The 25,441-nt window shown below is 73.6% G+C and carries 20 protein-coding genes; 5 read left to right on the forward strand and 15 right to left on the reverse strand.

Annotation, left to right across the window (positions count from 1 at the left end):
* Positions 1–68: 68 nt before the first annotated feature.
* From nudC to BM051_RS15770, 5 genes are read right to left on the reverse strand one after another with little or no spacing between them, the layout of a single operon-like run.
* Positions 69–1,061, reverse strand: coding sequence for an NAD(+) diphosphatase (gene nudC / locus BM051_RS15750; protein WP_092530932.1), 993 nt, complete (start codon positions 1,059–1,061; stop codon positions 69–71).
* On the reverse strand, positions 1,058–2,422 hold the full coding sequence (locus tag BM051_RS15755; RefSeq protein WP_092530933.1) for a M16 family metallopeptidase: 1,365 nt from the start codon (positions 2,420–2,422) through the stop codon (positions 1,058–1,060). The genes nudC and BM051_RS15755 overlap by 4 nt, the downstream gene beginning before the upstream one ends.
* Entirely contained in the window at positions 2,419–3,702 is a 1,284-nt protein-coding gene (locus tag BM051_RS15760) for a M16 family metallopeptidase (RefSeq protein ID WP_092530934.1), read from the reverse strand. Before BM051_RS15760 ends, BM051_RS15755 begins: the two co-directional genes overlap by 4 nt.
* Positions 3,703–3,712: 10 nt before the next feature.
* Positions 3,713–4,606 carry a DUF2207 domain-containing protein gene (locus BM051_RS15765; protein WP_092530935.1) on the reverse strand — a complete coding sequence of 298 codons (894 nt, stop codon included), beginning with the start codon at positions 4,604–4,606 and terminating at the stop codon, positions 3,713–3,715.
* A gap of 6 nt (positions 4,607–4,612) precedes the next feature.
* Positions 4,613–5,542, reverse strand: coding sequence for an RDD family protein (locus BM051_RS15770; RefSeq protein ID WP_092530936.1), 930 nt, complete (start codon positions 5,540–5,542; stop codon positions 4,613–4,615).
* Between the two features lie 96 nt (positions 5,543–5,638).
* On the opposite strand from BM051_RS15770, the gene BM051_RS15775 reads away from it, so the two are divergent.
* Both BM051_RS15775 and BM051_RS28500 read left to right on the forward strand, forming a co-directional pair.
* Positions 5,639–6,646 carry a stage II sporulation protein M gene (locus BM051_RS15775; RefSeq protein WP_092530937.1) on the forward strand — a complete coding sequence of 336 codons (1,008 nt, stop codon included), beginning with the start codon at positions 5,639–5,641 and terminating at the stop codon, positions 6,644–6,646.
* Positions 6,647–8,131: 1,485 nt separating this feature from the next.
* Positions 8,132–8,656 carry a hypothetical protein gene (locus BM051_RS28500; protein WP_134046179.1) on the forward strand — a complete coding sequence of 175 codons (525 nt, stop codon included), beginning with the start codon at positions 8,132–8,134 and terminating at the stop codon, positions 8,654–8,656.
* 54 nt (positions 8,657–8,710) lie between these two features.
* On the opposite strand, the gene BM051_RS15780 is transcribed toward BM051_RS28500, so the two are convergent.
* The 6 genes from BM051_RS15780 to BM051_RS15805 all read right to left on the reverse strand — a co-directional run bounded on the left by BM051_RS15780 (position 8,711) and on the right by BM051_RS15805 (position 14,307).
* Positions 8,711–9,049, reverse strand: coding sequence for a hypothetical protein (locus BM051_RS15780; RefSeq protein WP_092530938.1), 339 nt, complete (start codon positions 9,047–9,049; stop codon positions 8,711–8,713).
* A 54-nt stretch (positions 9,050–9,103) separates the two neighbouring features.
* A complete protein-coding gene (locus BM051_RS15785; protein WP_092530939.1) occupies positions 9,104–10,399 on the reverse strand; it encodes a DUF58 domain-containing protein in 1,296 nt (431 codons plus the stop codon).
* A gap of 70 nt (positions 10,400–10,469) precedes the next feature.
* On the reverse strand, positions 10,470–11,426 hold the full coding sequence (locus BM051_RS15790; RefSeq protein ID WP_092531231.1) for an AAA family ATPase: 957 nt from the start codon (positions 11,424–11,426) through the stop codon (positions 10,470–10,472).
* 26 nt (positions 11,427–11,452) lie between these two features.
* Positions 11,453–12,607 carry a DUF4350 domain-containing protein gene (locus BM051_RS15795; RefSeq protein WP_092530940.1) on the reverse strand — a complete coding sequence of 385 codons (1,155 nt, stop codon included), beginning with the start codon at positions 12,605–12,607 and terminating at the stop codon, positions 11,453–11,455.
* Entirely contained in the window at positions 12,604–13,239 is a 636-nt protein-coding gene (locus BM051_RS15800; RefSeq protein ID WP_092530941.1) for a DUF4129 domain-containing protein, read from the reverse strand. Before BM051_RS15800 ends, BM051_RS15795 begins: the two co-directional genes overlap by 4 nt.
* A 3-nt stretch (positions 13,240–13,242) precedes the next feature.
* On the reverse strand, positions 13,243–14,307 hold the full coding sequence (locus BM051_RS15805) for a YciC family protein (protein WP_092530942.1): 1,065 nt from the start codon (positions 14,305–14,307) through the stop codon (positions 13,243–13,245).
* A gap of 244 nt (positions 14,308–14,551) precedes the next feature.
* On the opposite strand from BM051_RS15805, the gene BM051_RS15810 reads away from it, so the two are divergent.
* Positions 14,552–15,640, forward strand: a complete 1,089-nt coding sequence (locus tag BM051_RS15810) for a neutral zinc metallopeptidase (protein ID WP_092530943.1) — start codon at positions 14,552–14,554, stop codon at positions 15,638–15,640.
* 152 nt (positions 15,641–15,792) lie between these two features.
* Here BM051_RS15810 and BM051_RS15815 read toward each other — a convergent pair whose 3' ends face one another.
* From BM051_RS15815 to BM051_RS15830, 4 genes are all read right to left on the reverse strand, one after another.
* On the reverse strand, positions 15,793–16,212 hold the full coding sequence (locus BM051_RS15815) for a hypothetical protein (RefSeq protein ID WP_243859562.1): 420 nt from the start codon (positions 16,210–16,212) through the stop codon (positions 15,793–15,795).
* 261 nt (positions 16,213–16,473) lie between these two features.
* Positions 16,474–17,478, reverse strand: coding sequence for a potassium channel family protein (locus BM051_RS15820; RefSeq protein ID WP_243859593.1), 1,005 nt, complete (start codon positions 17,476–17,478; stop codon positions 16,474–16,476).
* A gap of 155 nt (positions 17,479–17,633) precedes the next feature.
* Positions 17,634–20,879 carry an ATP-dependent helicase gene (locus tag BM051_RS15825; protein WP_092531233.1) on the reverse strand — a complete coding sequence of 1,082 codons (3,246 nt, stop codon included), beginning with the start codon at positions 20,877–20,879 and terminating at the stop codon, positions 17,634–17,636.
* Between the two features lie 5 nt (positions 20,880–20,884).
* On the reverse strand, positions 20,885–24,064 hold the full coding sequence (locus BM051_RS15830; RefSeq protein WP_092530945.1) for an ATP-dependent helicase: 3,180 nt from the start codon (positions 24,062–24,064) through the stop codon (positions 20,885–20,887).
* A 130-nt stretch (positions 24,065–24,194) separates the two neighbouring features.
* Between BM051_RS15830 and BM051_RS15835 the strand changes: the two genes are divergently transcribed.
* Entirely contained in the window at positions 24,195–24,491 is a 297-nt protein-coding gene (locus BM051_RS15835; protein ID WP_092530946.1) for an MGMT family protein, read from the forward strand.
* A 37-nt stretch (positions 24,492–24,528) separates the two neighbouring features.
* Complete coding sequence (locus tag BM051_RS15840) at positions 24,529–25,359, forward strand: siderophore-interacting protein (RefSeq protein WP_092530947.1); 831 nt, start codon at positions 24,529–24,531, stop codon at positions 25,357–25,359.
* The last annotated feature ends 82 nt before the right edge of the window (positions 25,360–25,441 follow it).

Below are 25,441 nucleotides of genomic sequence, written 5' to 3' on the forward strand. Positions count from 1 at the left end.
GCCACCCCGCGGCGGCCGCCCGCCCAGTTCCGGAGCCGACCGTACCGAACCGGACGTCCGTGGCGGCGTCAGGGCTCGGCGTCGGCCCAGGAGCGGAGCATGATCCAGGCGATGGAGGCGTTCCTGGGGAGCACGAAGCCCTCCGCGCCGGCGGTGCCCCGCTCGAACGCGGCCCGCACCACCTCGCGCGGCACCCAGCGGGCGTCCTCGATCTCGCCATCGGCGGGCCGCAGCGGCGCCGCCGCGTCGGCGCTGGCGGCGAAGCCCAGCATGATCGACCGCGGGAACGGCCACGGCTGGCTGCCGAGGTAGCGCACGCCACCGACCTCGACACCCACCTCCTCGCGGATCTCCCGCACGACGCAGCCCTCCAGCGACTCGCCGGCCTCGACGAACCCGGCGAGCACGGAGTACCGGCCCGGTGGCCAGATCGGTTGGCGGGCCAGCAGCACCTGCTCACCGTTGACCCCGACGTCGTCGTGCACCAGGCAGATCACCGCGGGATCGGTGCGCGGGTACTCCTCGCGCCCGCACGACTCGCAACGGGTGGCCCAGCCGAACTGCACCCGCCGGGCCGCGGCGCCGCACCGGGCGCAGAATCCCGCCCCGCGGTGCCAGTTGCCCAGCGCCAACGCCGTGCTGAGCAGGCCGGCGGAGACGTCGTCGAACCGGTCACCGTGGCCGCGCAGATCCAGCCACAGCTCCCCACCCTCGGCCGGCACCTCGTATTCCAGCCCCCAACCACCGCCGATCCGCGCCGTCGGGGCGGCGGGGTCGGGCTCGCCGGGCAGCGCCCAGTGGTCGGAGTCCCGCCACTCGCCGAGGAACACCGCCTCGGCCGGCGGCTCGTCGCCGAACGCCAGCGCCTTGCGGGTGGCCAGTGTCGCCGGGCCGTGCTCGGGCACGTGTGCCGGCACGCGGCCCCGGTGGTCCATCAGCACCACGCGGGCGTCCGGCCACCGGGCGCGCAGCCGTTCGGGGTCCGCCCGCAGCGTCTCCGCCCGGTCGGCGCTGGACCGGGACAGCGCTGGCGGGGAGTTCAGCTCGAACGGCCGGCTCATTCGGCGACGGCCACGTCACCCAGCGCGGCCAGCTTCGGGGCCAGCGACGCGGCGTCGCCGACCACCACGCCGGTGAACCGCGGCGGCGTGTAGAACTCCAGCGCGGCCTCGGCGACCTGCTCGGCGGTGACGTCGGCCAGCCGCAGCGGGTGGCCGACCAGCCACTCGACGCCGAGCCCCACCATCGCCAGCGCGGAGAGCTGGCTGACCAGCCCGGCCTGCGAGGAGGTGGCGATGAGCAGCGAGCCAATCGCGTACTGGCGCACCGACTCCACCTCCTCCGCGGTGGGCGGCACCAGACCCAGCCGGGCCAGCTCGTAGCGGATCTCCAGCAGCGCCGGTGCGGTCACCTCGTTCGCGGTGTCCGCGTCGACCTGCACCGTCGCGCTGGTGCCGGTGAACTCGAAACCGGAGTGCGCGCTGTAGGTGTAGCCCTTGTCCTCGCGGATGTTCTCCACCAGCCGGGAGGAGAAGTAGCCGCCGAACACCAGGTTGGTCAGCTGCAGCGCCGGGTACCGCGGGTCGGTGCGCGGCAGCGACTGCGCGGACAACCGGATCTGCGACTGCACCGCCCCTGCCCTGGGCACCAGCAGCACGTCGTCGCCGGTGACCTCCGGCAGCGGCGGCAGCACCGACGCCGCGCGGTCGGAGGCCCAGTCGCGCAACGCCTTCTCGAGGTCGCCGACCACGGTGTCCGGGTCGACGTCGCCGACCAGCACCAGCACCGAGTTGCGGGGCAGCACCGCGGCGGCGTGCAGCGCGCGCACGGCGTCCGGCTCGACCCTCGCCACGTCCTCGGCCTGCGGCACCTCGCGGGTGTACGGGTGGTCGCCGTAGCGCCGCCGCTGCAGCGCCTCACGGGCGATCACCCGCGGCTGGGTGCGGGCCACGGCCAGCCGCTCGACGATGCGCTCGGCCTCCCGGCGCACCTCGTTGTCCCGGTGCGCCGCCGCGGTGAGCACGTCGGCGAGCACGTCGAGCAGGGTGGGCAGGCCGCTGGCGAGCGCGCTGCCGCTGATCGCGAGCCGCTCGGGGTCGACCACGGTGCTCAGCTCGCCGCCGATCAGCGCCAACTCGGTGTCGATGGCGATCCGGTCCCGCCGGGCGGTGCCGGTGAGCAGGGTCTCGGCGAGCACCTCGGCGGTGGCCGGGTGCATCGGGTCGGTGCCGGCGAACGGGATCGACAGCCGCAGGTCCACCAGCGGCACGCCGGGCTTGCGCACGGCCAGCACGCGCAGGCCGTTGCCCAGCACGGTGTCCACGTGCGCGAGGTCCGTGGCCGGGCGCTGCTCGCCGAGCGGGGGCACCTCCCGCGGCCCGGTGACGGTGCGACCGATCTCCGCCGCGCTGCGATGACTCACTTCGCCTCCCCGTTGGGCCGGACTTCCAGCACCGCCCGCGAGTCGGGGCGCAGGTTCTTGGCCGCGGCGGCGACGTCCTCCGCGGTGACTCCGGCGATCCGGTCGGCCAGGTCGTACACCAGCACCGGGTCGTCGTAGAGCAGCTCGAACGCGCCGAGCGCGAGTGTGCGGGACACCATCCGGTCGTGCTCGGCGTGCAGGTTCGCGCTCCACCGCGCGGTCACCTTCGCCAGCTCCCGCGGGTCCGGCGGGGTCGTGGCGACCGCCTCCAGCTCCTCGTCCAGCGCGCCGAGCACCCGGTCGGGTGGCACGTCGGGCGGGTGCACGGCGGTGACGGAGAAGGTGTCCGGGTCGCGGGCCTCGAACGGCCCGAACAGTCCCGCGCCGGCGTTGATGTCGGTGACCAGGGACTCCCGGTGCACCAGGCGCTGCTGCAGCCGGGAGCCGTCGCCGTCGCTGAGCAGCCCGGCCAGCACGAGGTGGGCCAGGTAGCCGTCGAGCTCGTGGACCGGGTCGGGCATCCGGTAGCCGACGGCCAGCGCCGGCAGCGGCGCGTGCGCGTCGAGGTGGACGTCGCGCAGCTCCTCGGTGGGCCGCGGCTCGGCGAACGACGGCCGCTCCGGCCGGGGCCGCGCCGGCACGTCGCCGAAGTGCTTCTCGATCAGCCCGCGGGCGGAGTCGACCTCGATGTCGCCGGCGACGGTGAGCACCGCGTTGGCCGGGGCGTAGTAGGTGTCGAAGAAGGCGGCGCAGTCGTCCAGCGTCGCCTGCTCGAGGTCGGTGAAGTCGCCGTAGCCGTTGTGCGCGTTGGGGAACGTCTTGTACAGCACCGGCGGCAGCAGGATCCACGGGAAGCCGCCGTAGGGTCGGTTGAGGACGTTCAGCCGGATCTCTTCCTTGACCACGTCGATCTGGTTGGCCAGGTTCTCGGGGGTCAGCTTCGGCGCGCGCATCCGGTCGGCCTCGAGGAACAGCGCCCGTTCCAGCGCGGCCGAGGGCAGCACCTCGAAGTAGTCGGTGTAGTCCGGGTGGGTCGAGCCGTTGAACGTGCCGCCGCTGCCCTGCACGTAGCGGAAGTGGGCGAGCTTCTCCAGACTCTCGCTCCCCTGGAACATCAGATGCTCGAACAGGTGCGCGAAGCCGGTGCGCCCCTCCGGCTCGGAGCGGAAGCCGACGTCGTAGTGCACGCTGACCCCGACCACCGGCGCGGTGCGGTCGGGGGCGAGCACCACCCGCAGCCCGTTGTCGAGGACGAGTCGATGTAGCTCGGGAACGGCCATGCTCTCCACCCTACGGGGAAGGTGCGGGCGGGCGGCGGGCGGCGACGCGCTCGGCGGCGACCAGTGCGGCGCCGGCCGTGAGCAGCGCCAGGCCGAGCTGGGCGTGTCCGGTGGTGAGGGCGAGCAGCACGGTGAGGAACACGCCGTAGGCCATCACCCGCAGGCCGGCGCGGCGCAGCCGCTCGGGGTCGGTCCGGCGCGCGACGGGGAGGCACAGCCAGCCGGCGAGGCCGAGCAGCAGCGCGGCGAGTCCGGCCCAGCCCCAGGCCGCGGTCGGGGTGAGCAGGAACGCGCCGGCCAGCGTGCGGGCCGGCACCAACCGCGCGGTGGGCGGCACGGTGCCGGCCGGAAGCGCCACGGTCAGCTCCATCCGCTGGCCGGCGGCGAGGTCGCGGTGACTGAACCGGGTGAGGCCGGTGTGGTCGATCCGCGCGGCGTGACACGGCATGGTGCCAGCGACCGTGCAGGCGACACCGGTGGAGACCCGCGGCGCGGCGATCGAGCCGCGGACCAGCTCCAGGTCGGTGTCCCAGCCGCCGGCCGGCTGCCAGTGGACGCGGCCGTCCCCGGTCACCGCCCCCTCGACGGTGTAGCGCAGGGTCGAGGGCCGGGTCAGCCGCGCGGTGAGGTGGGTGCCGGTGAGCTCGGCGTGGCCGGCGCCCTCGAGCACGACGTCGCGGATCGTGACGCGGCGCTCGTGGGCCGCGCCGGCCGGGACGCGCAGCGGGATCGCCCGGACCATCGGCCGCCCTGCCGGCACCGAGACCACCTCGACCACCGACAGCGTGCCGTCGCGCTCGACCTTCATCGCGACCTCGACGCTGCGCGGCAGCGTCGGTGGTGGCGGGTCGCCCTGCGCCGGCGCCGGCGTGGCCAGGAGCAGGGCGAGGACGAGGACCCGCACCGGAGGTCAGCTCGGCGGCGCGAACGGGCGGTCGGCCGGGGGCTCGCCGTCCGGCCGCCGCTGCCCGGTCGGGGGTGTGGGTGGCTCGACCCGCTGGCCGGTGGGGGGCGTGGGCGGTTCGGTCGGCGAGCCGGGCGGCGGCACGGGCGCCGCGGGGGATGCCGGGTGGTGGCCGGCGAGCCGGGCGTGCTCGCGGGCGCGGCGCTCGGCGAGCACCGCGGCGAGGTAGGCCCACGGCGGCACGGACGGCGGGAGCGGCGCGCCGATGTGCCCGGCGACCTGCTCGGCGAGGTCGCGGCCGAGCTGCTCGCGGGCGGCGGGGCGCAGCTCGGGGTAGCGGGCGATGTACTGGCGGGCGCCGAGGGCGAGGTGGTCGGGCAGGTTGGTCAGGTCGAGCCGGGCGGCCCAGTGCGCCAGCGGCGGCGGCATGGTGAGCTCCGGCGCGGTCGACCGGGGGGCGCGCTCGCGGACCACGAGCGTGCCGGCGAGGTAGTCGCCGACCCGCTTGCCCTTCGGGGAGACCAGGGAGACCACCAGCGCGACCGCGCCGAACAGGCCGAGCAGCCAGAAGTCGACGAACACGCCGGCGAGGCCGCGGGTGAGGGCGTGCCGGAAGCGGATGGGGCCGCCGTCGTCGCGGACCACCCGCAGGCCCATGGCGAGCTTGCCGAGCGAGCGGCCGCGACTGAGTGTCTCGAAGACCACCGGGTAGCCGACCAGGACCAACACCACGCTGGTCAGCATGACGGCGGAGAGCAGTGCCTCGTCGAGGTCGGCCAGGCTGGACAGCGCGAGCAGGAGGATGAGCAGCGCCGCGGCCTGGACGAGGACGTCGAGGCCGAACGCGAGGCCGCGGCTGGCCAGCTTGGCGGCGCGGAGGTCGAGGACCACCGCGTCGCCGGTGATGAGGTCGGGGTCTGCCCGGTCTGCCTGCACCGGCCCAATGTATTGGCCGAGGCTAGGGTTCGCCGTAGGGGTTCGCCGGACGGCGGGCCCGGGCTGGACGCACGACGGACGAGCGGGTGGTGGCGGATGGACGTGGACGTGTTCGTGGCCGCGCACCGCGCCGAGTGGGACCGGCTCGACGAGCTGGTGCGGCGGGCCGGGCGGTTGCGCGGGGCCGAGGCCGACGAGCTGGTGGTGCTGTACCAGCGGGTGGCCACGCACCTGTCGATCGTGCGGTCGGTGGCACCGGACCCGGCGCTACTGGCGCGGCTGTCCGAGCTGGTCACGCGGGCCCGCTCGGCGGTGACCGGTACGCACAGCCCGGCGTGGCGGTCGGTCGGGGAGTTCCTGGCCAGGGGGTTCCCCGCGGCGGTGTACCGGGCGCGGTGGTGGTGGCTGTCGGTGGCGGCGGCGTTCACGCTGGTGAGCGGGCTGCTGGCGGCGTGGGTGGTGCGCGATCCCGTGGTGCGCTCCTCGATCGCCGCGCCGGAGGAGATCGAGCAGCTCACCGCGCCCGGTGGGCAGTTCGAGTCGTACTACTCCAGCGAGCCGGCCGCCTCGTTCGCGGCGCAGGTGTGGACGAACAACGCGTGGGTGGCGGCGGGCTGCCTGGTGCTCGGGGTGCTGCTGGGACTGCCGGTGCTGTACATCCTGTGGCTCAACGTGCTCAACCTCGGCGTGTCGGCCGGGTTGATGGCCGGCGCCGGCCGGCTCGACGTGTTCTTCGGGTTGATCACGCCGCACGGGTTGCTGGAGCTGACCGCGGTGTTCGTGGCGGCCGGCGCGGGGCTGCGGCTGGGCTGGACGGTGATCGACCCGGGACGGCGGCCGAGGGCGGTGGCGGTGGCCCAGGAGGGGCGGTCCGTGGTGGCGATGGCGCTGGGGCTGACCGGGGTGTTGCTCGTGTCGGGGGTGATCGAGGCGTTCGTGACGCCGTCCGGACTGCCGACGTGGGCGCGCATCGGCATCGGCGTGGTGGCGGAGGCGCTGTTCCTCGCGTACGTCTTCGTGCTCGGTCGCCGGGCCGCCCGCGCCGGCGAGACCGGCGACCTCTCGTCCGAGGAGGCCGGCGACGCGCTGCCGATGGCGGGGTGAGCGCGGCGCCGGACGCGCGGGCTACCTCGGCGGCGGCAGCGGGTCGTCCAGCACGATCCGGCCGCCCTCACCTCGCACCAGCACTGCCATCGCCGCGCCGGGGGTGGCTGCGGACATTCCAAGACCCGGGCAAGGTCGTCGCGAATCTACGATCGCGGTCGCGCTGGACAGGGGCTCCTCAGCCGACCGCGCCGAGGACTGCACACGCCCAGCAGGTCAGCGAACTAAGCAAGATCCACAATTAAGCGCGAGCCACAGTCGCCAAGTGTGACGAAACCTGACCACTGGATTATCGCGATAACTCGGCCATCCGAGTGAAGACCCGCCAATCGCCGTGACAGTCAAAGGTCAGCTTGCTACCTTGGAAACTAGGGAATTTTTTCTTATTATATACACGATCATAGGTGAACACCATCATTCCCCTCAGGGAAAATCGACATAACATTCGAACCTAAACATCAATTAGGGGGCAATATGATACGTAGGTCGATTGCCACAGTGGCGGCAAGCAGCGCATTACTTTCTTGGTTTTTGGCCACTCCTTCGAGCGCCAGTCAAGATATCAGTAAAGTCCCACTGGTAGGTGCAAGCGACTGCTTTAGCTGGGCGCGTCCAAGTGATGTCGTCGCCTCCCTGACACCAGCGGGAAATCCCGACCAGGCCGTAACGCTGAGTTGTGGATCGCCAGCCTATGGGATTATCCACATCGACGCTGGTCACCCGATCGATGAGAACGGCGCGGATGATGTGAACGTGAACGGTTGCTTCAATCACATCTTTGCCCGGCCATACTATGGAGTCCCTGCAGCCCCTGGAAACACCGCGATCAGATACAACAGGTCAGACGGCGGTACCGCGACGTTAGTCTGGAGAAACTCTGACGGTCAAGTGGTAACCATGTTCACCAGCGACCCTCCAAATGGGAACAACTGGTGGGCCTGCGCGAACGGATGAACCTCGTCGACAGTTTGACATCAGAACGGGTTTTGCATGCGAATTTGGAACCATAGATTCGGCGCACTTGTTACCATGATCGGCGGGGCCATGGCATCGTTAACGTTACTTGGTGGCGGTCTTGCATCAGCTACCGAGAAGGACGCCGAGGAAGCTTTGGCTGACCCTGCTCCGCCCTGCATCACGGTGACAAAAACTGACGCATTCTCGACTATCGCCCACGTGGCCAACCAGTGCCGCGTTCGTCTAACCGTACGAGTAGACATCAGACTAGCCCCCGACACCAGTTGTCAAACTTTTGAGCCGTTTCAATCAGGACAGTTCGACGAAATAGAGCTTTGGGGAAACACGACCAACGAAGGTGGCAGCATCAGAGGATTAGTAATCTGCTAGAAATGGCGCAGACGGGGATATCTCTCATCTCCTTGTCGGATAAGTAATCCCCCAGCAGCTTCGCACAATTGGCCACCGACTTCATTCAAAAGCCTCTCTCAACGACTTGCATTTGACATGCTGTGTTAACATTACTATATGACCAAATTTGACCTCAGCGTAGACTTCTCCCGAGGATGGTGCACGCTCCGTCTCTCCGAGGACGAAACTAGTATCGAGATTTCGTCGCACACGCTACAAGACTCATTTTCCGAACTTGTCCATATTGTAGCCGAATTGTCGAAGGGGTGGCAATGTGTGTCTTGTCGCTGGGCACGCGAGATCAGCGGCGGCTACTATATTGACCTTTGCCTAGATCCCGCGGGTTATGTGAACATCGCCATCCACGAGGCTGCGGCGTCGAATGAGTCTAATACTTATCAGGAAGCCTGGAGCCCCATGCGCAGGCGGGCGGTATTCACTGCGCGTGTTGCACTTGGTAGTTTTCTTACGTTGTTCTCAAATAGCCTCAGGAAAATCCGCACGTCCTGGACCGACACAGCTGGGTATATTCCAGAGTGGGGCTGGAATTATCCGACATCTGACGCCGAGGAGATTGAACGCCAAGCAAAACGATATGGCTACAAGCCCGCCGGGGTGGCTGGTACGAGGGCAGGGCAGTAGAAAGCGCCGGGAAATACAACTCGCACCAACGCGCCCGCGTTTGGAGCCAAACAACTATAGATGCACGGAAGCGTCTGCCCTGCTGAGGGAACTGATTTTTGCGGGGTAGCGGGCCGATCGACCGGCTGCCCACCAAACTCGCTCCAGCACCTGTTGACCGAGTTCCCGCTCGACCCATTCCTCGGTATGGAGGCCGATGAAGATCCGCACGGTGTCCCACTGCCCGGGCACGATCTCCTTGAGCGGCGTGGTCTCCCCGCGCACCCTGAGGTCGCGCAACCGCTGGGCGAACTCGGGGTCATAGTTCAGTGAGGCTCCGCCGCCGCCCGACCCGCATCCGGCGAGCAACACGACCAACACGACGAGAAGAGCTGCCCGCAGCCGCGACCTCATCGAGTCCCCGTCCCGGACAACCCGCGCCCGACCATGTCGTCGGTCCGCTTGCGGTCACAGGCGGCCGGCGGCTTTCAGGTCCAGGTAGCGGTCGGCGAGGGCGGGCGGCAGGGCGTCGGGCACGGCGTCGACCACCTCGGCGCCGTGCCGGGTGAGCAGGGCGGTCACGTGCCGCCGCTCGGCGAGGGTGCGCTCCGCGGCGGCCGCGGAGTACACCGCCTCCGCGTCGCCGCGGGCATGGGCCAGCGACGCCACCCTCGGGTCGGCCACGGCGGCCACCAGCAGCCGGTGCCGGGCGGTCAGCGCCGGCAGCACCGGCAGCAGCCCCTGCTCCACCGGCGCCGGGTCGAGCCCGGTCAACAGCACCACCAGCGACCGCCGCCGGGTGCGCCGCAGCACCTCCGCCACCATCCCCCGCGCGTCGGACTCCACCAGCTCCGGCTCCACCGGCGCCATCGCGTTCACCAGCGCGGGCAGCAGCTCCGCCGCGCCGATCCCCTGCACGCTGGCCCGCACCCGCCGGTCGTAGGCCAGCAGGTCCACCCGGTCCCCCGCGCGCGACGCCAGGGCGGCGAGCAGCAACGCGGTGTCCATCGCCGCGTCCAGCCGGGTGCCGTCGCCGACCCGCCCCGCCGCCGTGCGCCCCGTGTCGAGCACGACCACCACGTGCCGGTCCCGCTCCGGCCGCCACGTGCGCACCATGACGTCCCGCGCCCGCGCCGTCGCCCGCCAGTCGATCGACCGCACGTCGTCGCCGATCACGTACTCGCGCAGCGAGTCGAACTCCGTGCCCTGCCCCCGCACCAGCGCCGCCCGCCGGCCGTCCAGCTCGCGCAACCGGGCCAGCCGGCCGGGCAGGTGCCGACGGCTGGTGAACGGCGGCAACGCCCGCACCGTCCACGGCGCCGAGTGAGAGCCCTGCCGCGCGGCCAGCCCCAGCGGCCCGACCGCGCGCACCGTCACCAGGTGCGCCCGCCGGTCGCCCCGCCGGGTGGGCCGCAACGCCGTCACCACCGTGCGCGCCTCCCCGGCCGGCACGGTAATCGGATGCCGGTCCTGCTCGACGCCGGCGCTCGGCGGCCACGCGTCCCGCAGCATCCCCCGTAGCGGCCGCGGCCCGGGGTTGCGCACGGTGAGCACCACCTCGACCCGCTCGCCCAGCCGCACCGACTCCGCGCCGGACCGGGACAGCACCAGCCCCCGGACGCTCACCGCGAACAGCAGGTCCACCACCACGCCGACCAGCACCACCCCGGTGGCCAGCAGCACCCCGGTCCACGACGGGAGCAGCAGCCCGACGACGACCGCACCCAACAGCGCGAGCAGCCCGGCCCGAGCGGTCAGCGCCATGCCATCACCCGAGCCGTGCGGTCAGGGCGCGGGACCAACGTCAGCGGCGGGAAGACCGGCGACACGGGAGTCACCTCGGCACGGGGACCGTGGCCAGCACGCGCTCCAGCAGGCCGTCGGCGGTCGCACCCTCCAGCTCCGCCTCGGGGCGCAACTCGATCCGGTGCCGCAGCGCCGGCCGGGCCAGCGCCTTCACGTCGTCGGGTGTCACGTACCCGCGGCCGGACAGCCAGGCCCACGCTCGCGCGGCGGCGAGCAGCGCGGTGGCCCCGCGCGGCGAGACGCCCAGCCGCACCGACGGTGCCGTGCGGGTGGCGCGGCAGACGTCCACGATGTAGCCGAGCACCTCGGGCGCCACCGTCACCGCCCGCACCGCGGCCCTGCCCGCGGCCAGGTGCTCTGCCCCGGCCACCGCGCGCACCCCGGCGGCACCGAGGTCCCGTGGGTCGAAGCCCTCGACGTGCCGGCGCAGGATCCCGATCTCGTCCTCCCTGGCCGGCGCCGGCATGGTGAGCTTGAGCAGGAACCGGTCGAGCTGGGCCTCCGGCAGCGGGTAGGTGCCCTCGTACTCCACCGGGTTCTGGGTGGCGATCACGATGAACGGGTCGGGCAGCGGCCGCGGCCGGCCCTCCACCGACACCTGCCGCTCCTCCATCGCCTCCAGCAGCGCGGACTGCGTCTTCGGCGGGGTCCGGTTGATCTCGTCCGCGAGCAGCAGGTTGGTGAACACCGGCCCCTCGCGGAAGGAGAACTCCGCGGTGTGCGGGTCGTAGACCAGCGAGCCGGTCACGTCGCCGGGCATGAGGTCCGGGGTGAACTGCAGCCGTGCCGTCGAGGTGTCCAGCGCGGTGGCCACCGTGCGCACCAGCAGCGTCTTGGCCACCCCGGGCACGCCCTCCAGGAGCACGTGGCCCCGGCAGAGCAGGGCGATGATCAGGCCGGTCACCACCGGGTCGTTGCCGACCACGGCCTTGCCGACCTCGGCCCGCAACGCCACCAGCGCCTGCCGCGCGGCGTCGGCGTCCACCCGCCCGGTCGCGACGTCGATCTCGGTCACTGCAGAACCTCTCTCTCCAGGGCGTCCAGCGCGTCGGCCCGCTCGACCAGCTGGGCCTCCCCGCCGGTAAGCCCTCCGTACAGCAGCGCGCCCACCTCGGCCTCGCTCCGGCCGGTCCGGGCGGCCACCGCGGCGACGACGACCGCCGGCTCGGCCGCGGCCTCGGCGGTGAGGCCCAGCGCCGGCAGCATCCGCTGGCGCGCGGCGTCGCGCAGGGCGGTGGCCGCGTGCTCGGCGGCACCCGCCCTGCGGTACAGCCGCGCCCTGCCCTCGACGGTCTCCGCCCCGCGCACCACCACGGGCAGCGGCTCGACCACCACCGGGCCGAGCCGGCGCGCCCGCCACAGTGCCAGCAGCAGCACCGCCACGGCCACCTGGCCCAGCCCGAAGTACCAGCCGCGCGGAACGAGATCGTAGATCGACTCGCCGCCACCGCGCAGTGCCGCGTCGCCCGGCGCGGGCTGGTACCACACCAGCCGAGGGTGCTGACCGAGCAGCCGCATGGCGAGCGCGGCGTTGCCCTCGTCGGCCAGCGCGGCGTTGGTCAGCGGGGCCACGTCGCCGAGCACGGTCACCGTTGCGGCCCTGGCGAGCACGCCGCCGTAACACACGGTCACCACCGCCGAGTCCCCAGTGCCGGAGTCCCCAGTGCCGTAGGCGAGCCCACCCAGGGTCAGCGGCCCCGCGGCCCGCGCCGCGGGCAGCTCGCAACCCGGCGCGCGGTGCCGATCTTCGGTGGGCCCGGCGAACCGTACGCGCTCGGCCACCGCGGCGAGCGCGTCCGGACCGGGTCGCAGCAGCACCACGTCACCGGCCCGCCCGGTCAGCCGGGCTAGCTCCTCCGGCAACACCCGGTCGGGGTGGGTCACCAGCAGCGTGGCGGCACCACCGAGCGCCCCGAGAGCCTCGGTGGCCTCGGTGGCCGAGCCGGCCGGCTCCACCTCCACACCCTCGCCGTCGAGCAGCCGAGCCACCGCGCGGCTGCCCCCCTCCTTCACCGAGCGGGGGTCGAGCTCGCCACCCTCGCCGCCGGTCAGCAGGGTCGACAGCACCGCGAGGGCGACGAGGGCCAGCGCGATCCCCAGCGGCACCCGCGCGCGACGCCACACCTCCCGCGCGTCCGGGCTGGCGCTGGTCGTCGAGACCGTCATGCCGGCACCACCGGCCGCGCGGCCAGGATCGCCTCGTCCAGCTCCGCGAGCCGCTGGCACACCTCGCGGGTGGCGGGCCGGCCACCGTAGTGCACCTCGTCGAACCGCACGGCCGCGGCTCGCAGCTCCGCCGCGTGGTCCGGCAACCGCAGGCCGGCGTCGAGCGCGGCCTCGTCGGCGGTGCGGCCGGACCGCTCGTCCAGCACGCCGCGCTCCTCGAGGCCGCGGACCAGCCCGCGGAACCGGGCGCGCAGCGCGTCGTCGAGCCGGCCCTCGGCCAGCGCCCGTTCGGCCTCCGCGCGGTACTCGGCGGCCGACCGGCGCGGGTCGGCGAACACCACGCGGTCGGCACGCCGGGCCCGGCCGATCCGGCCGGTCCGCAGCCGGATCACCACCACCAGTACGACGAGCACGGCCAGCAGCACGACCAGCCCGAACGGTCCGCCGGGCACCAGGCCGGCCGCGCCGTCGAGCAGGTCGGAGACCCGCTCGAAGACCCAGCGCAACGCGCGGCCGAGCAGCGAGGGGCGGGCGGCCTCGTAGGCGGGGTCGGCCAACTCGGCGCGGGCCGCCTCCCTGGCCTCGTCACGGCCGATGTCCACCGGGACGTCGGCCGGCCACCCCGGCCGCACCGGTTACGCCGCGCCCGCCGCGCGGGCCAGCTCGATGTCCATGCCTTCCTTGCGCATCCGCTGGTCGACGTAGACCAACGCGGTCACCCCGGCGACGAACGGCTGGGTGATCGCCCCGGCGACCAGCCCGCCGAGCGCCGAGAGCCAGATGCCGGCGGTGGTGTAGACGGGGCCGGAGGGGCTGAGCATGTTGGCGCCGCTGCCGGCGAACTCGAACGGCAGCGAGATGATCATGGCGATCACCGTGGAGATCACCAGGGCGAGCAGCAGGATGCCGAAGATCCGCCACCACGAGCCCTGCACCAGCAGCCGGGACCGGCCCATGGCCTGGAAGATCCGGCCGCGCTCGAGCACCAGCGCCGGGGTGGCCAGCGAGAACAGCACGTACAGCCACACGCCGGGGAGGAGGCACAGCAGCAGGCCGACCGTGACGATGACCGTGTAGACGATCGTCAGCCCGAGCAGCGGCAGCAGCATCGGCCGGAACTCGGCCCACACCTCGCCGAACCGGACCGGCCGGCCGAGCACCGCCTTGCCGACCACGGTGATCAGGAAACCGCTGAGGAACGTGCTGGCGAGGACCGACACGACGACGGTGATCCCGGCCGCGCTGAACATGCCGCCGATCGCGTCCCACGCCTGGTCCTGGGTGAGGGTGGCGGGGTCCTGGGTCGCCGCGGCGTTGAAGTCGTCCATGAACACCGTCAGCACGAGGGCGTTGAGCAGCTGCGTGACCGCCAGCACGGCGACGGAGAACCCGAGGATCACCCCCGGGTGGCGGCGGATGGTGGAGATCGATCCGTCGAGGATCTCGCCCAGGCTCAGCGGGCGGAGCGGGATGACTCCGGGCTTGCCGTAGCCCGTGGGCGAGCCCCAGCCCGGCTGCGGGGGCGGCGGCGCGGACGGCACGCCGTACTGGTCGCCGGGCGGCTGCTCGGCGCCCGGCGAGGGCGGCTGGGCGCCGGGGTGGCCACCCCGCTGATCACCCGGTTGATCGCCGTGCTGGTCGTCACCCCGCTGGCCGCGGTCCCGCGGATCCGGTGCGGACCATCCGCCCGATTCGGTCATCGCAACGTCCTATCCCCTGGTCGTCGGCTGTGTCGGTGGGTCCCCCAAAAGTGGAGCGGCCCCAGCGTGGCAGAGCTACCACGCCGGTGCCAGTACGAAACGCAGGGCGTCGACCAAGCCGTGATGCCCGATCTTCACCCATTGGTGCGAGCTCGCTCGTTATGCTGCCCTGAGCCGCACCCGTGTGGCTCGACAGTCGTTGGGGGACGCACGCGGCCAGCCGACCGACCGGGGACACGCACAGATGACGCAACCGCCGCAGGGATCGCCTCCCGGCGCGCCCAGCTCGTGGCCGCCGCGCGGCGGTGGCGGGTACGCGGGCGGACCACCGGCGGTGCCGGCCCCGGCGCCGCCGGCACCGCGCCGGACGGGCCCGGTCGTCGCGGCGGCGCTGGCCGTGGTCGCGGTGCTCGTGGTGAGCGCCGTGGTGGTCGTGTCGCTGGTGGTCGGCGGCGGCGACCAGGCGGCCGACGCGGGCTACCCCGACTACCCGGCCGCCACCGGGCTCCCCGAGCCGAGCCCGAGCAGCTCCACCACGGCCACGACCAGCACGGGGAGCACGAGCACCACGGGCCGGCCCCGGATGTCGTCGCCGGTCACCCCCACCGGACCGCGGAAGGTGTTCGCGCTCGCCGACCACCCGCTGCTGCGGGACCCGCGCGCCGGGCTGCCCAACCACACCTGCCACCTGCCAACGTGGCGCAGCGACCCGCGGTCGGCCCAGGCGTTCTTCACCGCGGCCAGCGACTGCCTCGACGCGGCGTGGCGACCGCTGCTGGAGCGCTACGACCTGCCGTTCGTGTCGCCGGCACTGCACTTCCCGAGCGGGCCGAGCTTCACCACCGAGTGCGGCACCATCCAGGTCGGGATCGCGACCGCGGCCTACTACTGCGAGAACAACCTGTACGTGCCGTTCGCCGGGCTGCAGACCGACCAGTACGGCGACAACCCGGGGGTGTACCTCGCGCTGTTCGCCCACGAGTACGGGCACCACGTGCAGGAGGTCAGCGGGCTGATGGACGCCGCGTGGGAGCGGATCTACGAGGCGGGGCAGAACAGCCAGGAAGGGCTGGAGATGGCGCGGCGCAAGGAGCTGCAGGCGCAGTGCTTCTCCGGCATGTTCCTCGGCGCGCACGTCGACCGCGGCGGCAGCATCACCCGCGACATGTACAACAGGGCCTGGCACGACCAGGAGACCCGCGGCGACGACACGTCCGGCACCCGGGACCACGGCAGCAACGCCAACTACGCGGCATGGTGGCGCGCCGGCGCGAAGGACAACCGGATCGTCGCCTGCAACACCTTCGCCGCCCCCAGCTCCGCCGTCTCCTGACCGCCCCGCCACGGCGCCCGCGAGATCTACGTTCGGGAACGCGAGATCTACGCTCGAGCGCGAGTTCCGGTTCGTCAGACGCGGGCCATCATCCATTCCCCTCCCCACCCCGATCCGAAGCCGCCTTGCGGTCGGGGGTGCCTCGCGGGGCGTCAGATGAGGGCGGGGCGGCGGCGGGGGCCGCGGACCACCAGGTAGGCGTAGACGGCGCCGGCGAGGCAGCTCACTGCCAGGAGGGCGAGACCGACGGGGCGTCGCGGGTCGTTGAAGCCGGGGGTGGTGGCGGCCAGCCGAACCTCGACGATGCCCTCCCCCGCGTCGACCGGCACGGCGATCCGCACCTGCTCGTCCTGCCGGTGCCCGCATCCGCTGAGGGTGCCGTTGCGCTCCTCACCCCCGTGCTCGAAGTGCACCATCTCCTCGGGGTGGGGCTCGCTGCACGACGCCGGCTTGGTCACCGTCGCGGGCACGACCTCCTCCGCCCGCTCCACCGGCGACCCGAACAGCCCCGGCCCCATCCACCAGGTTACGACCACCGCGAGCATCCCGGCCACGGCGGCGACGGCGGACACCCTCCAGTCCAGCGGCGTTCGCCCCGCCGCAGCCGATCGCCGACGCACGCGCGCCATGGTTCCAGATCCACCGATCAAAGCAAGTGAGCGGAGCTTGCGGAGCGAACCGATCAACACAGCAGCCAGGCGAACGCCCCGACGAGCGTCACCGAGGAGGGAACGTGAGCGGAGCTTGCGGAGCGAACCGATCAACACAGCAGCCAGGCGAACGCCCCGACGAGCGCCAGCGAGGAGGGAACGTGAGCTAGCCGGCCGCGGCGGTCAGGGCCTCGACTCCGCCGCCGGGGTGACCTTGCGGATGTAGAGCAACCGGTCACCGGGTTCGATCGCGTCCGCCTCGGGGGCGTCCACCCGATACAGCACCCCGTCCCGGACCAGGCCGAGCACGATGTCCGACAGGTGCCGCGGCGAGCCGCCCGCCTCGCCCGGCTCGACCTGCCGCTCGGCGATCGCCAGGCCCGACTCGGGGGTGAGCAGGTCCTCGACCATGTCGACGATCCGCGGGGTGGAGGTGGCGATGCCGAGCAGCCGCCCGGCGGTCTCGCTGGAGATCACCACCTGGTTGGCGCCGGACTGCTTGAGCAGGTGGACGTTCTCCGCCTCGCGCACCGAGACCACGATGTGCGCCTTCGGGGCCAGCTCCCGCGCGGTCAGGGTGATCAGCACCGCGGAGTCGTCCCGGTTCGGCGCCACGACCACCGCCCGCGCCCGCTGCACCCCGGCGACCCTGAGCACGTCCGACCGGGTGGCCGAGCCGTGGACGGTGACCAGGCCGAGCGCACCGGCCGAGTCCAACGCGGTCTGGTCGGGGTCCACCACGACGATCCGGTTGGGCTCGACCCCGTCGTCGCCGAGCAGCGTCTTCACCGCGGCCCGGCCCTTCGTGCCGAACCCGATGACCACGACGTGGTCGCGCACCTTCGACCTCCACTTCTGGATCCGGAACGCCTGCCGGGAGCGCTCGGTGAGCACCTCCAGTGTCGTCCCGACCAGCACGATCAGGAACAGCACCCGCAGCGGGGTGATCACCAGGACGTTGATCAGCCGGGCGGACTGGGTGACCGGCGAGATGTCGCCGTAACCGGTGGTCGACAGCGACACCGTCGCGTAGTAAAAGCAGTCGAGCAACGACAGGCCATCACCCGCGGAGTCGGTATAGCTGTCCCGGTCCACGTAGACGATGAGCACCGTGGCGGTCAGCGCGAGCAGCGCGCCGATTATCCGCTTCACGATCGCCCGCAGCGGGCTGACCGCCGTCTCCGGCATCGTGATGACGCCGACGAGCGCGTGGTCGGGCTGGTCGGCCAGCGGGTCGGTGAGCGAGAACCGGCGGATCTTCTTGAGCACCCGCCGGCTCACCTTGGGTCCATGGTCTCCATCGCTCACGGACGCGGATGGTAGCCGCTCGCCGCCGGCGCCACTCACTCCTGGGGCACCCGGCGGATCAGCGCGCGGAGCCCGTCGGCGTCGAGCAGGTCCACCGGCCGCACCGTGCGGTCGGCGCGCACGTAGTGGAACGCGGCGCGCACCTTGTCCAGTGGCGCCCCGGTCAGCGCCGCCCACGCCAGCCGGTACGCGGCGAGCTGCACCGACAGCGCGGGCAGCCGGTCGTCGTCGGGCAGCGCGCCGGTCTTCCAGTCCACCACGGTCCAGCCGCCGTCGGTGTCGGCGAACACGGCGTCCATCCGGCCACGCACGGTGATCCCGTCGACATCGGTGGAGAACGGCACCTCCACCTCGTGGGGCGTGCGCAGCGCCCATTCGCTCGCCTCGAACGCCTCCTGCAGCTCGGTCAGGTCGTCGTCCGGGGCGGCGCCGGTGTCGGCCGCGCCGGGCAGGTCGTCGATCTCGAACAGCCGCTCCGCGCCGAACCGGCGTTCCAACCAGCCGTGGAACGCGGTACCGCGCCGGGCGAAGGTGCTCGGCGCCATCGGCAGCGGGCGGCGCAGCCGGCGGGCCAGCGCCTCGGGGTCGTCGGCGAGGTCGACCAGTTGGCTCACCGAGAGCTGGCCGGGCAGCGACACCCGCTCGGTTTCGCCCGCGGCGCGCGCCCGCTCGGCGAGCAGCACGTCGGTGTCGACGATCCAGCCGTCCGGGTCGTCGGCGGGGTCGGGGTCCGGCTCGTCGTCCACAGTGGCCAGTGCGGACAGTACGAGCTCGGCGCCCTCCACCACGGCGGGCCGGCGGCGGCCGAGCGGGTCGGCCGGCCACGGCGCCTCGCGCAGCTCGGTGAGCAGCGGGTTGCGGCTGTCCGGCTCGGGCTCGGGCGCCCAGTGCTCCACCACACCGGCGGGCCGGGAGTTCATTTCGGATGCCTCGGTCAGCGCGGCGATCTCGCGGAGGAACTCCGAAGGGCCCTTCGGCCGCGCGCTGGTCTCGTTCCACCAGTGTCCCGAGGTCAGCAGGCAGTGCTCGGCGCGGGTCAGCGAGACGTAACAGAGCCGGCGCTCCTCGTTCGCCTGCCGCTCGGCGAAGGCGCGCTCGTGCTCCTCCAGCGCCGCGAGCACCTCCTTGCGGTCCTCGCCACCGGTCAACCGCAGCTCGGGAAGGTCCTCGGCGTCGCCGCGCAGCTCGGCCGGCAGCTCGGGCACGGTCTTCAGCCACGACGACGACCGCCGCTTGGCCGGGAAGGTGTCCGCCACCAGGTGCGGCACGGCCACCACCCGCCACTCCAGCCCTTTCGCGGAGTGCACGGTGAGCACCTGCACCCGGTCGGCGACCACGTCCACCTCGCCGGGAGGCAGCCCGTCCTCGGCGTGCTCCGCGGTGGCCAGGTAGTCCAAAAAGGACAGCAGGGTGGCGGTGGGGGCGCTCTCCGCGTACTCGGTGACCACGTCGGCGAAGGCGTCCAGGTGCACCCGGCCCGCGCCGTCCGGCCGGGCCATCGCCTCGACGTCGAGCAGCATCGTGCGCTCCACGTCGGCGACCAGCTCGGGCAGCGACTGGTCCAGCCGCCGGCGCAGCGCGGCCAGCTCGGCGCCGAGCCGGCGAATCCGCGCGTAGCCCTCGGCCGAGTACCGCGCGGGATCCCCGGGGTCGTCGAGCGCGTCGACCAGCCCGGTCTGCTCGGCCCGCTCGGCCGGCACCGTCGAGTCGGCCTGCCGGCGGGATGGGCCGGCCAGCTCGGTCGCCCGCCGCCACAACGCGGCGAGGTCCGCGGCGGCCAGCCGCCACCGGGCGCCGGTGAGCAGCCGGGCGGCCGCGGTGCCGGCCAGCGGGTCGGCCAGCACCCGTAGCGTGCACACCAGGTCGGCCACCTCGGGCTCGTCCAGCAGCCCGCCGAGCCCGACGACCTCCACCGGGAGGCCGCGCTCACGCAGCGCCGCGGCGATCGGCGCCATGTCCGCCCGCCGGCGCACCAGCACGGCGGCGGTGGGCGGGGCGCCGGTGTCGGCCCGCTCGGCGAACCACACCCCGGCCAGCGCGTCGGCCAGCCACTCCCGCTCGGCCCGCACGTCGGGCAGCAGCGCGCAGCGGATGTTCGCGGGGCCGGCCCCGTCCCGCGCCCGCAGCCGGTCGACGCCGAGCCCGCCGGCCCGCAACGGCTCGGCGATCCCGTTGGCGAGGGCGAGCACCTCCGGCGGGTTGCGGAAGCTGGTGAGCAGGCCGTAGCGGCGCGCCGGCACCAGCCGGTCGCCGTCCCGGCGGGGGAAGTCGGTGGTGAACCGGGGCAGGTTGGCCGCGCTGGCGCCGCGCCAGCCGTAGATGGCCTGCGCGGGATCGCCCACCGCGGTCACCGGCAGCGGGTCGCGCCCGGTGCCGCCGAACAGCGCGCGCAGCAGCACCCGCTGGGCGTGCCCGGTGTCCTGGTACTCGTCGAGCAGCACCGCGCCGAACCGGGCCCGCTCCCCCGCGGCGACCTCGGGATGCTCCTCGGCCAGTGCCGCGGCGAGCGACATCTGGTCGGCGAAGTCGAGCGCGCCCTCGGCCCGCTTGCGCTGCCGGTAGCCCTCGACCAGCGGCAGGAGCTGCAGCCGGAACCGCTGCGCGGCGACGACGTCGGTGAGCGCCACCGGCGGCGCGGCACGCTGTCCCTTGGCCCGCGGCGCGTTCTCGATCACCGCGCACAGCCGCTCGGTGTGGGCGCGCAGGGCCTCGGGCTCGACCAGGTGCTCGCCCAGCTCGCCGGCCAGCGCCAGCAGCTGCGCGGTGACCGAGGCGGGGACCCGGTCGGTGTCGAGGTCGGAGTCCCAGGTGGCGACCACGCGGTGGGCGAGCTGCCAGGACGCGGTCTCCGACAGCAGCCGCACGCCGGGCGGCACCGGCAACCGCAGCCCGTGCTCGGCGAGCAGCCGGCCGGCGTAAGCGTGGTAGGTGAGCACGGTCGGCTCCCCGGCGATGATCGCGGCGCGCAGCTCGCCGGCGGGGTCGACGCGGTCGAGCAGGGTCGAGCCGGCGAGCCGGCGCAGCCGGGCGCGCACCCGCTCGGCGAGCTGGCGGGCGGCCTTGCGGGTGAAGGTGAGGCCGAGCACGCGGTCCGGGTGCACCAGCCGGTTGGCGACCAGCCAGACCACCCGGGCCGCCATGGTCTCGGTCTTGCCGGCGCCGGCGCCGGCCACGACGAGCGCGGGCTCGGGCGGGGCGGCGATCACCGCGGCCTGCTCGGGGGTGGGCGGCGGCAGGCCGAGCGCGTCGGCCAGCTCGGCCGGGCGCACGAAGGCGGTCATGGTGCTCACGGCCCGGTCACCTGCCGACCCTCGGGGCGCAGCGGGCAGGCGAAGCGGCCGGGGCAGCGCTCGCAGTCGGGGTTCTCCCGTGCGGTGTAGCGGGGCCCGGTGGTGGACAGGGCGGCGCGGCGCACCAGGTCGAGCCAGTGCTCGCCACCGTCGGCGTCGAGCGCGAGTTGCTCCCGCTCGGCGGCGCCGCTGCGATGGTGGGCCTTCGCGACGTAGACCAGCTTCGCCCCGCCGGGCTCGCGGCCGGTCTCGGCGAACGCGCCGAGCAGCGCGGCGAGCTGGTAGGTGGCCAACTGCGGGTGCTGCTCGGCGTCGGCGGCGCTGATCGCGCTCTTGCTGGTCTTGATGTCCACGACCACCGGCCGGCCCTCGGCGTCGACCTCCAGCCGGTCGACCCGGCCGCGCAGGGTCACCTCCGGCTCGCCCTCGGCGGTGGGCAGCGGCACCTCCATGTCCCGCTCGACGGCGAGCTGGGTGAGCTGGCCGCGGCTGGTCCGCAGCCACGCCAGGAAGTTCCGCACCATCTGCTCCACCCGGCGGCGCTCCCGCCGGGAGAACCACGGCGCGCCGGCGTCGACCCTGCTCCACGCCTCGTCGAGCGCGGCCTGGAGCTGGGCGTCGTCGGCGCCGCTGGCGGCGGCCTGGGCGAGCGCGTGCACGAGCGTGCCGGTGACCGCGGCGAGCTGGGCGGGGTCACTGCCGCCGTGCCGTTCCAGCAACCAGCGCAGCGGGCACTTGGCCAGTGTGTCCACTGTAGATGGAGAGACGGCGATGGTGTCGTCCGGCCGGTGGAGCGGCTCGTCGGTGGAGACCTCGGCGAGTCCGTACCAGGAGTCCGGGTGGGCGCCGGGCACGCCGGCGTCGGCGAGCTTGGCGAGCTGCCGGGCGGCGAGCCGGCGACGGGCCGCGTCGGCGGTGCCGTCGCAGACCACCGTGCGCAGCTCACCGACCAGCTCGGACAGGACCAGCGAACGCTCGGCGCGCCGCACCCGGGGTTTCGTGTCCTCTTCGGACTCATCGACCCGGTGCTCGGACAGGAACCGGGACGGCTGCTCGTCCTCGCCCTGCACCGCGCTGACCAGCAGGACGCGCCGGGTCCGGCTGGCGGCGACGTAGAAGAGGCGGCGCTCCTCGGCCAGCAGCGGTGCCGTCATCGACACCCCGGCCGAGTCACTGCCGGCGACCCCGGCGAGCAGGTCGACCAGCCGCTCCACGCCGAGCAGCGAGCCACGCAGCCGCAGGTCCGGCCAGCTGCCCTCCTGCACGCCGGCGACCGCCACCACCGTCCACTCGCGACCGGCGGCGGCGTGCGCGGTGAGCAGCGCGACGCCGTCGGCGCGGGCGGCGGTGGGGGCGAGGGTGTCGCCGGCGATCTGCTGCGCGGCGAGGTAGTCGGCGAACCCGGCGACGCTGGCCCTTGGCAACCGGTCGACATAGCGGCCCGCGGCGTGGAAGAGCGCGACCACGGCGTCGAGGTCGCGGTCGGCCTGCGCGCCGAGCGAGCCGCCGCGGGCGGCGAGCCGGGTCCACCGGGGCTCCAGGCCGCTGCCCTGCCAGAGCTCCCACAGCACCTGCTCCACGCCGGCGCCGCGACGGATGCCGGCCCTGGCGCGGGCGATGAGCGCGCCGACCCTGCGGACCGGGGCGGCCTCCGCCTCGGCGAGCCCGGCCAGGACGTCGCCATGGCGGAGGGCCTCGACCAGGAGGTCGTCGCTGGAGCGCTCCCCGCCGGCGGCCAGCTCGAGCCGGCGCAGGCCGCGGCGGAGCCGCCGCAGGGCCAGCGGGTCGGCGCCACCGAGCGGCGAGCTGAGCAGCGACTCGGCGAGGTCGGCGTCGAGCAGGTCGGGGTCGGCGGCGACGCGCAGGACGGCGAGCAGCGGGCGGACGCCGGGTTGGCGGGCCAGCGGCAGCTCGTCGTCGGCGGTGGCGATCGGGACGCCGGCGGCGCGCAGCGCGCGTTGCAGGACGGGGAACGAGCGGGCCGGGGAGCGGACCAGGACGGCCATCTCCGACCAGGGGATCTCGTCGATGAGGTGGGCACGGCGGAGCTGGTCGGCGATCCACGAGGCCTCGGCGGCCGGGGTGGGCAGCAGGCGGGTGCGGACCCGGCCCCCGGTGTCGCGGGTGGGGGTGGTCTCCCGGTGCCGGGCGAGGCCGGTGAGGTGGCCGGCGAGCCGGCCGACCGCGGTGTGCACGGCCGGGGCGAGGCGGTGGGCGCGGGTCAGCGTGATGGTGCGGGTGGCGTCGGGGTCGGCGTCGGCGAGCAGCCGGGGGTCGGCGCCGCGGAAGGAGAAGATCGCCTGGTCGGGGTCGCCGGCGAGGACGAGGTCGGCGGCGCCGCTGCCGAGCCGGCGGACCAGGCGGTACTGGAGGGGGTCGAGGTGCTGGGCGTCGTCGACCAGGAGGTGCCGGATCCGGGCCTGCTCGCGGGCGAGGAGGTCGGGGTCGGACTCCAGGGCCACCAGCGCGGAGGCGACCAGCTCGGCGGCGTCGAGGGCGGGTGGGCCGGGCAGGCCGAGGGCGTTGCCTCCGGCGCCCTGTAGGAGGGTGACCTCCTCGTACTGGCGCCAGAAGATGCCGGCGGAGACCCACTCGTCGCGGGCATGGTCGCGGCCGAGCTTGACGAGGTCCTCGGGGCCGAGGCCGCGCTCGGCGGCGCGGAGCAGCAGGTCGCGTAGCTCCTCGGCGAAGCCGGGGACCAGCAGGGCGGGGCGGAGGCGCTCCGGCCAGTCGGGGGCGCCGTCCTCGAGGTCGCCGGCGAGCAGCTCGCGGACCACGACGTCCTGCTCGGGGCCGGACAGCAGCCGGGGAGGCGGCAGCTCGTGCGCCTGGGCCTGCAGCCGCAGCACCGCGAAGGCGTAGGAGTGGACCGTGCGGACGATCGGCTCCCGGACGGTGTGGCCGGGCTGGTCGCCTTTCGTGAGTTGGTGGGTGATCCGCGCCCGGAACGCGTCGGCCGCCTTCCGGGACGCGGTGAGCACCAGGACGTGGTCCGCGCTGGCCGCGCGGATGCGCTGCGTGGCGGTGTCGGCGAGCAGGGTGGTCTTGCCGGTGCCCGGGCCGCCCAGCACGCGGGTGAACCCCGCGGGGCCGTCGAGCAGGTGGTGCGCGGCCTCGTCCCACTCCCGCTCCTCCGGCGGGGGCGGCGCAGGGCGAACGAGCCGGGCGGTGCTCACACCCGGATGGAACCACGCGCCGGCGACAACCCGAGCACCGGCACGCCCATCCCACCAGGAGGAATATCACCCGCCCAGGTGACCCTGCACCCGTGCTCCGAACGACCCGCGAACCGGGCAGAGTAGGGACATGAACGAGGAGCTGCACGAGCGGGTGCGGGAGCTGGTGGCCGCCGTACCGCCCGGGAAGGTGGCCACCTACGGCGACATCGCCGCCCTCGCCGGTGCGTCGACGCCGCGGTTGGTGGGGCGCGTCCTGTCCGAGGACGGGCTCGACCTCCCGTGGCACCGGATCCTGCGGGCGAACGGGACCCCGGCCCCGCACCTGGCCCGCCGGCAGCTGGAGCTGCTGCGCGCCGAGGGGGTGCTGGCCGACGGCAAGAAGGTGAACCTCCGCACCTATCGGTGGCGGTCTAACTCAGGTTAGCCTTCCCTAAGCAATCCGCACTGGGGAAGGTCCGATCATGGAGTACCGCACGATGCGGGTCAGCCACGTCCGCCAGCTCACGCCGCACATGCTGCGCGTCGGCTTCGCCGGCGACGACCTGCGCTCGATCCCGTCCGGCGCGCCCGACCAGTACGTCAAGCTGTTCTTCCCGCGCGCCGGCCAGCCCCGCCCTGAGCTGCCGCCGCCACCCGACGGCGAGACCCTCTCCTGGTACCGCACCTATCTCGCGATGCCGGACCACGTCCGCCCGCCCATGCGCACCTACACCGTCCGCGCCCTGCGCCCGGCCTCCGGTGAGCTGGACGTCGACTTCGTCGTCCACGCCGACGGCGGCCCCGGCTCCACCTGGGCGACCAGGGCGCGACCCGGTGACGAGGTCGCCCTCCTCGGGCCGCACGGCCTCTACGCCGTCCCGGACGGCACCGACTGGCAGCTCCTCGTCGGCGACGAGACCGCGCTCCCGGCCATCGCCGCGATCCTGGAGCACCTCGACGCCGGCACCCACGTCCGGGTGATCGTCGAGGTCGCCGGCCCCGCCGACGAGCAGCCGCTGCCCACCGCCGGCTCCGCGCACGTCACCTGGGTCCACCGGAACACGGACGCGCCGGGCCGGCGGCTGTTGGCGGCCGTCCGGAACGCCACCCTGCCGGGCGGCACCCCGTACGCCTGGGTCTCCGGCGAGGCCGGCATGGTCAAGCTCGTCCGGCGCCACCTCGTCCGCGAGCGCGGCATCGACAAGCGCCGCATCACGTTCACCGGCTACTGGCGCCGTGGCGTCAGCGAGGAGGACACCGGCAGGGAGTCGGTCCGCCGGGGCGACACCGGCCAGCTGCCGACCGCCGACTAGCCCGCGGGCCGGACGGGGGCTGGTGAAGCACGTCACATCCGCCCCTGTCACATCGTGCCGAGCCGTTCCGTCAGAGAGGTGT

Source organism: Amycolatopsis arida (genome assembly GCF_900115565.1).
Taxonomy (GTDB): domain Bacteria; phylum Actinomycetota; class Actinomycetes; order Mycobacteriales; family Pseudonocardiaceae; genus Yuhushiella; species Yuhushiella arida.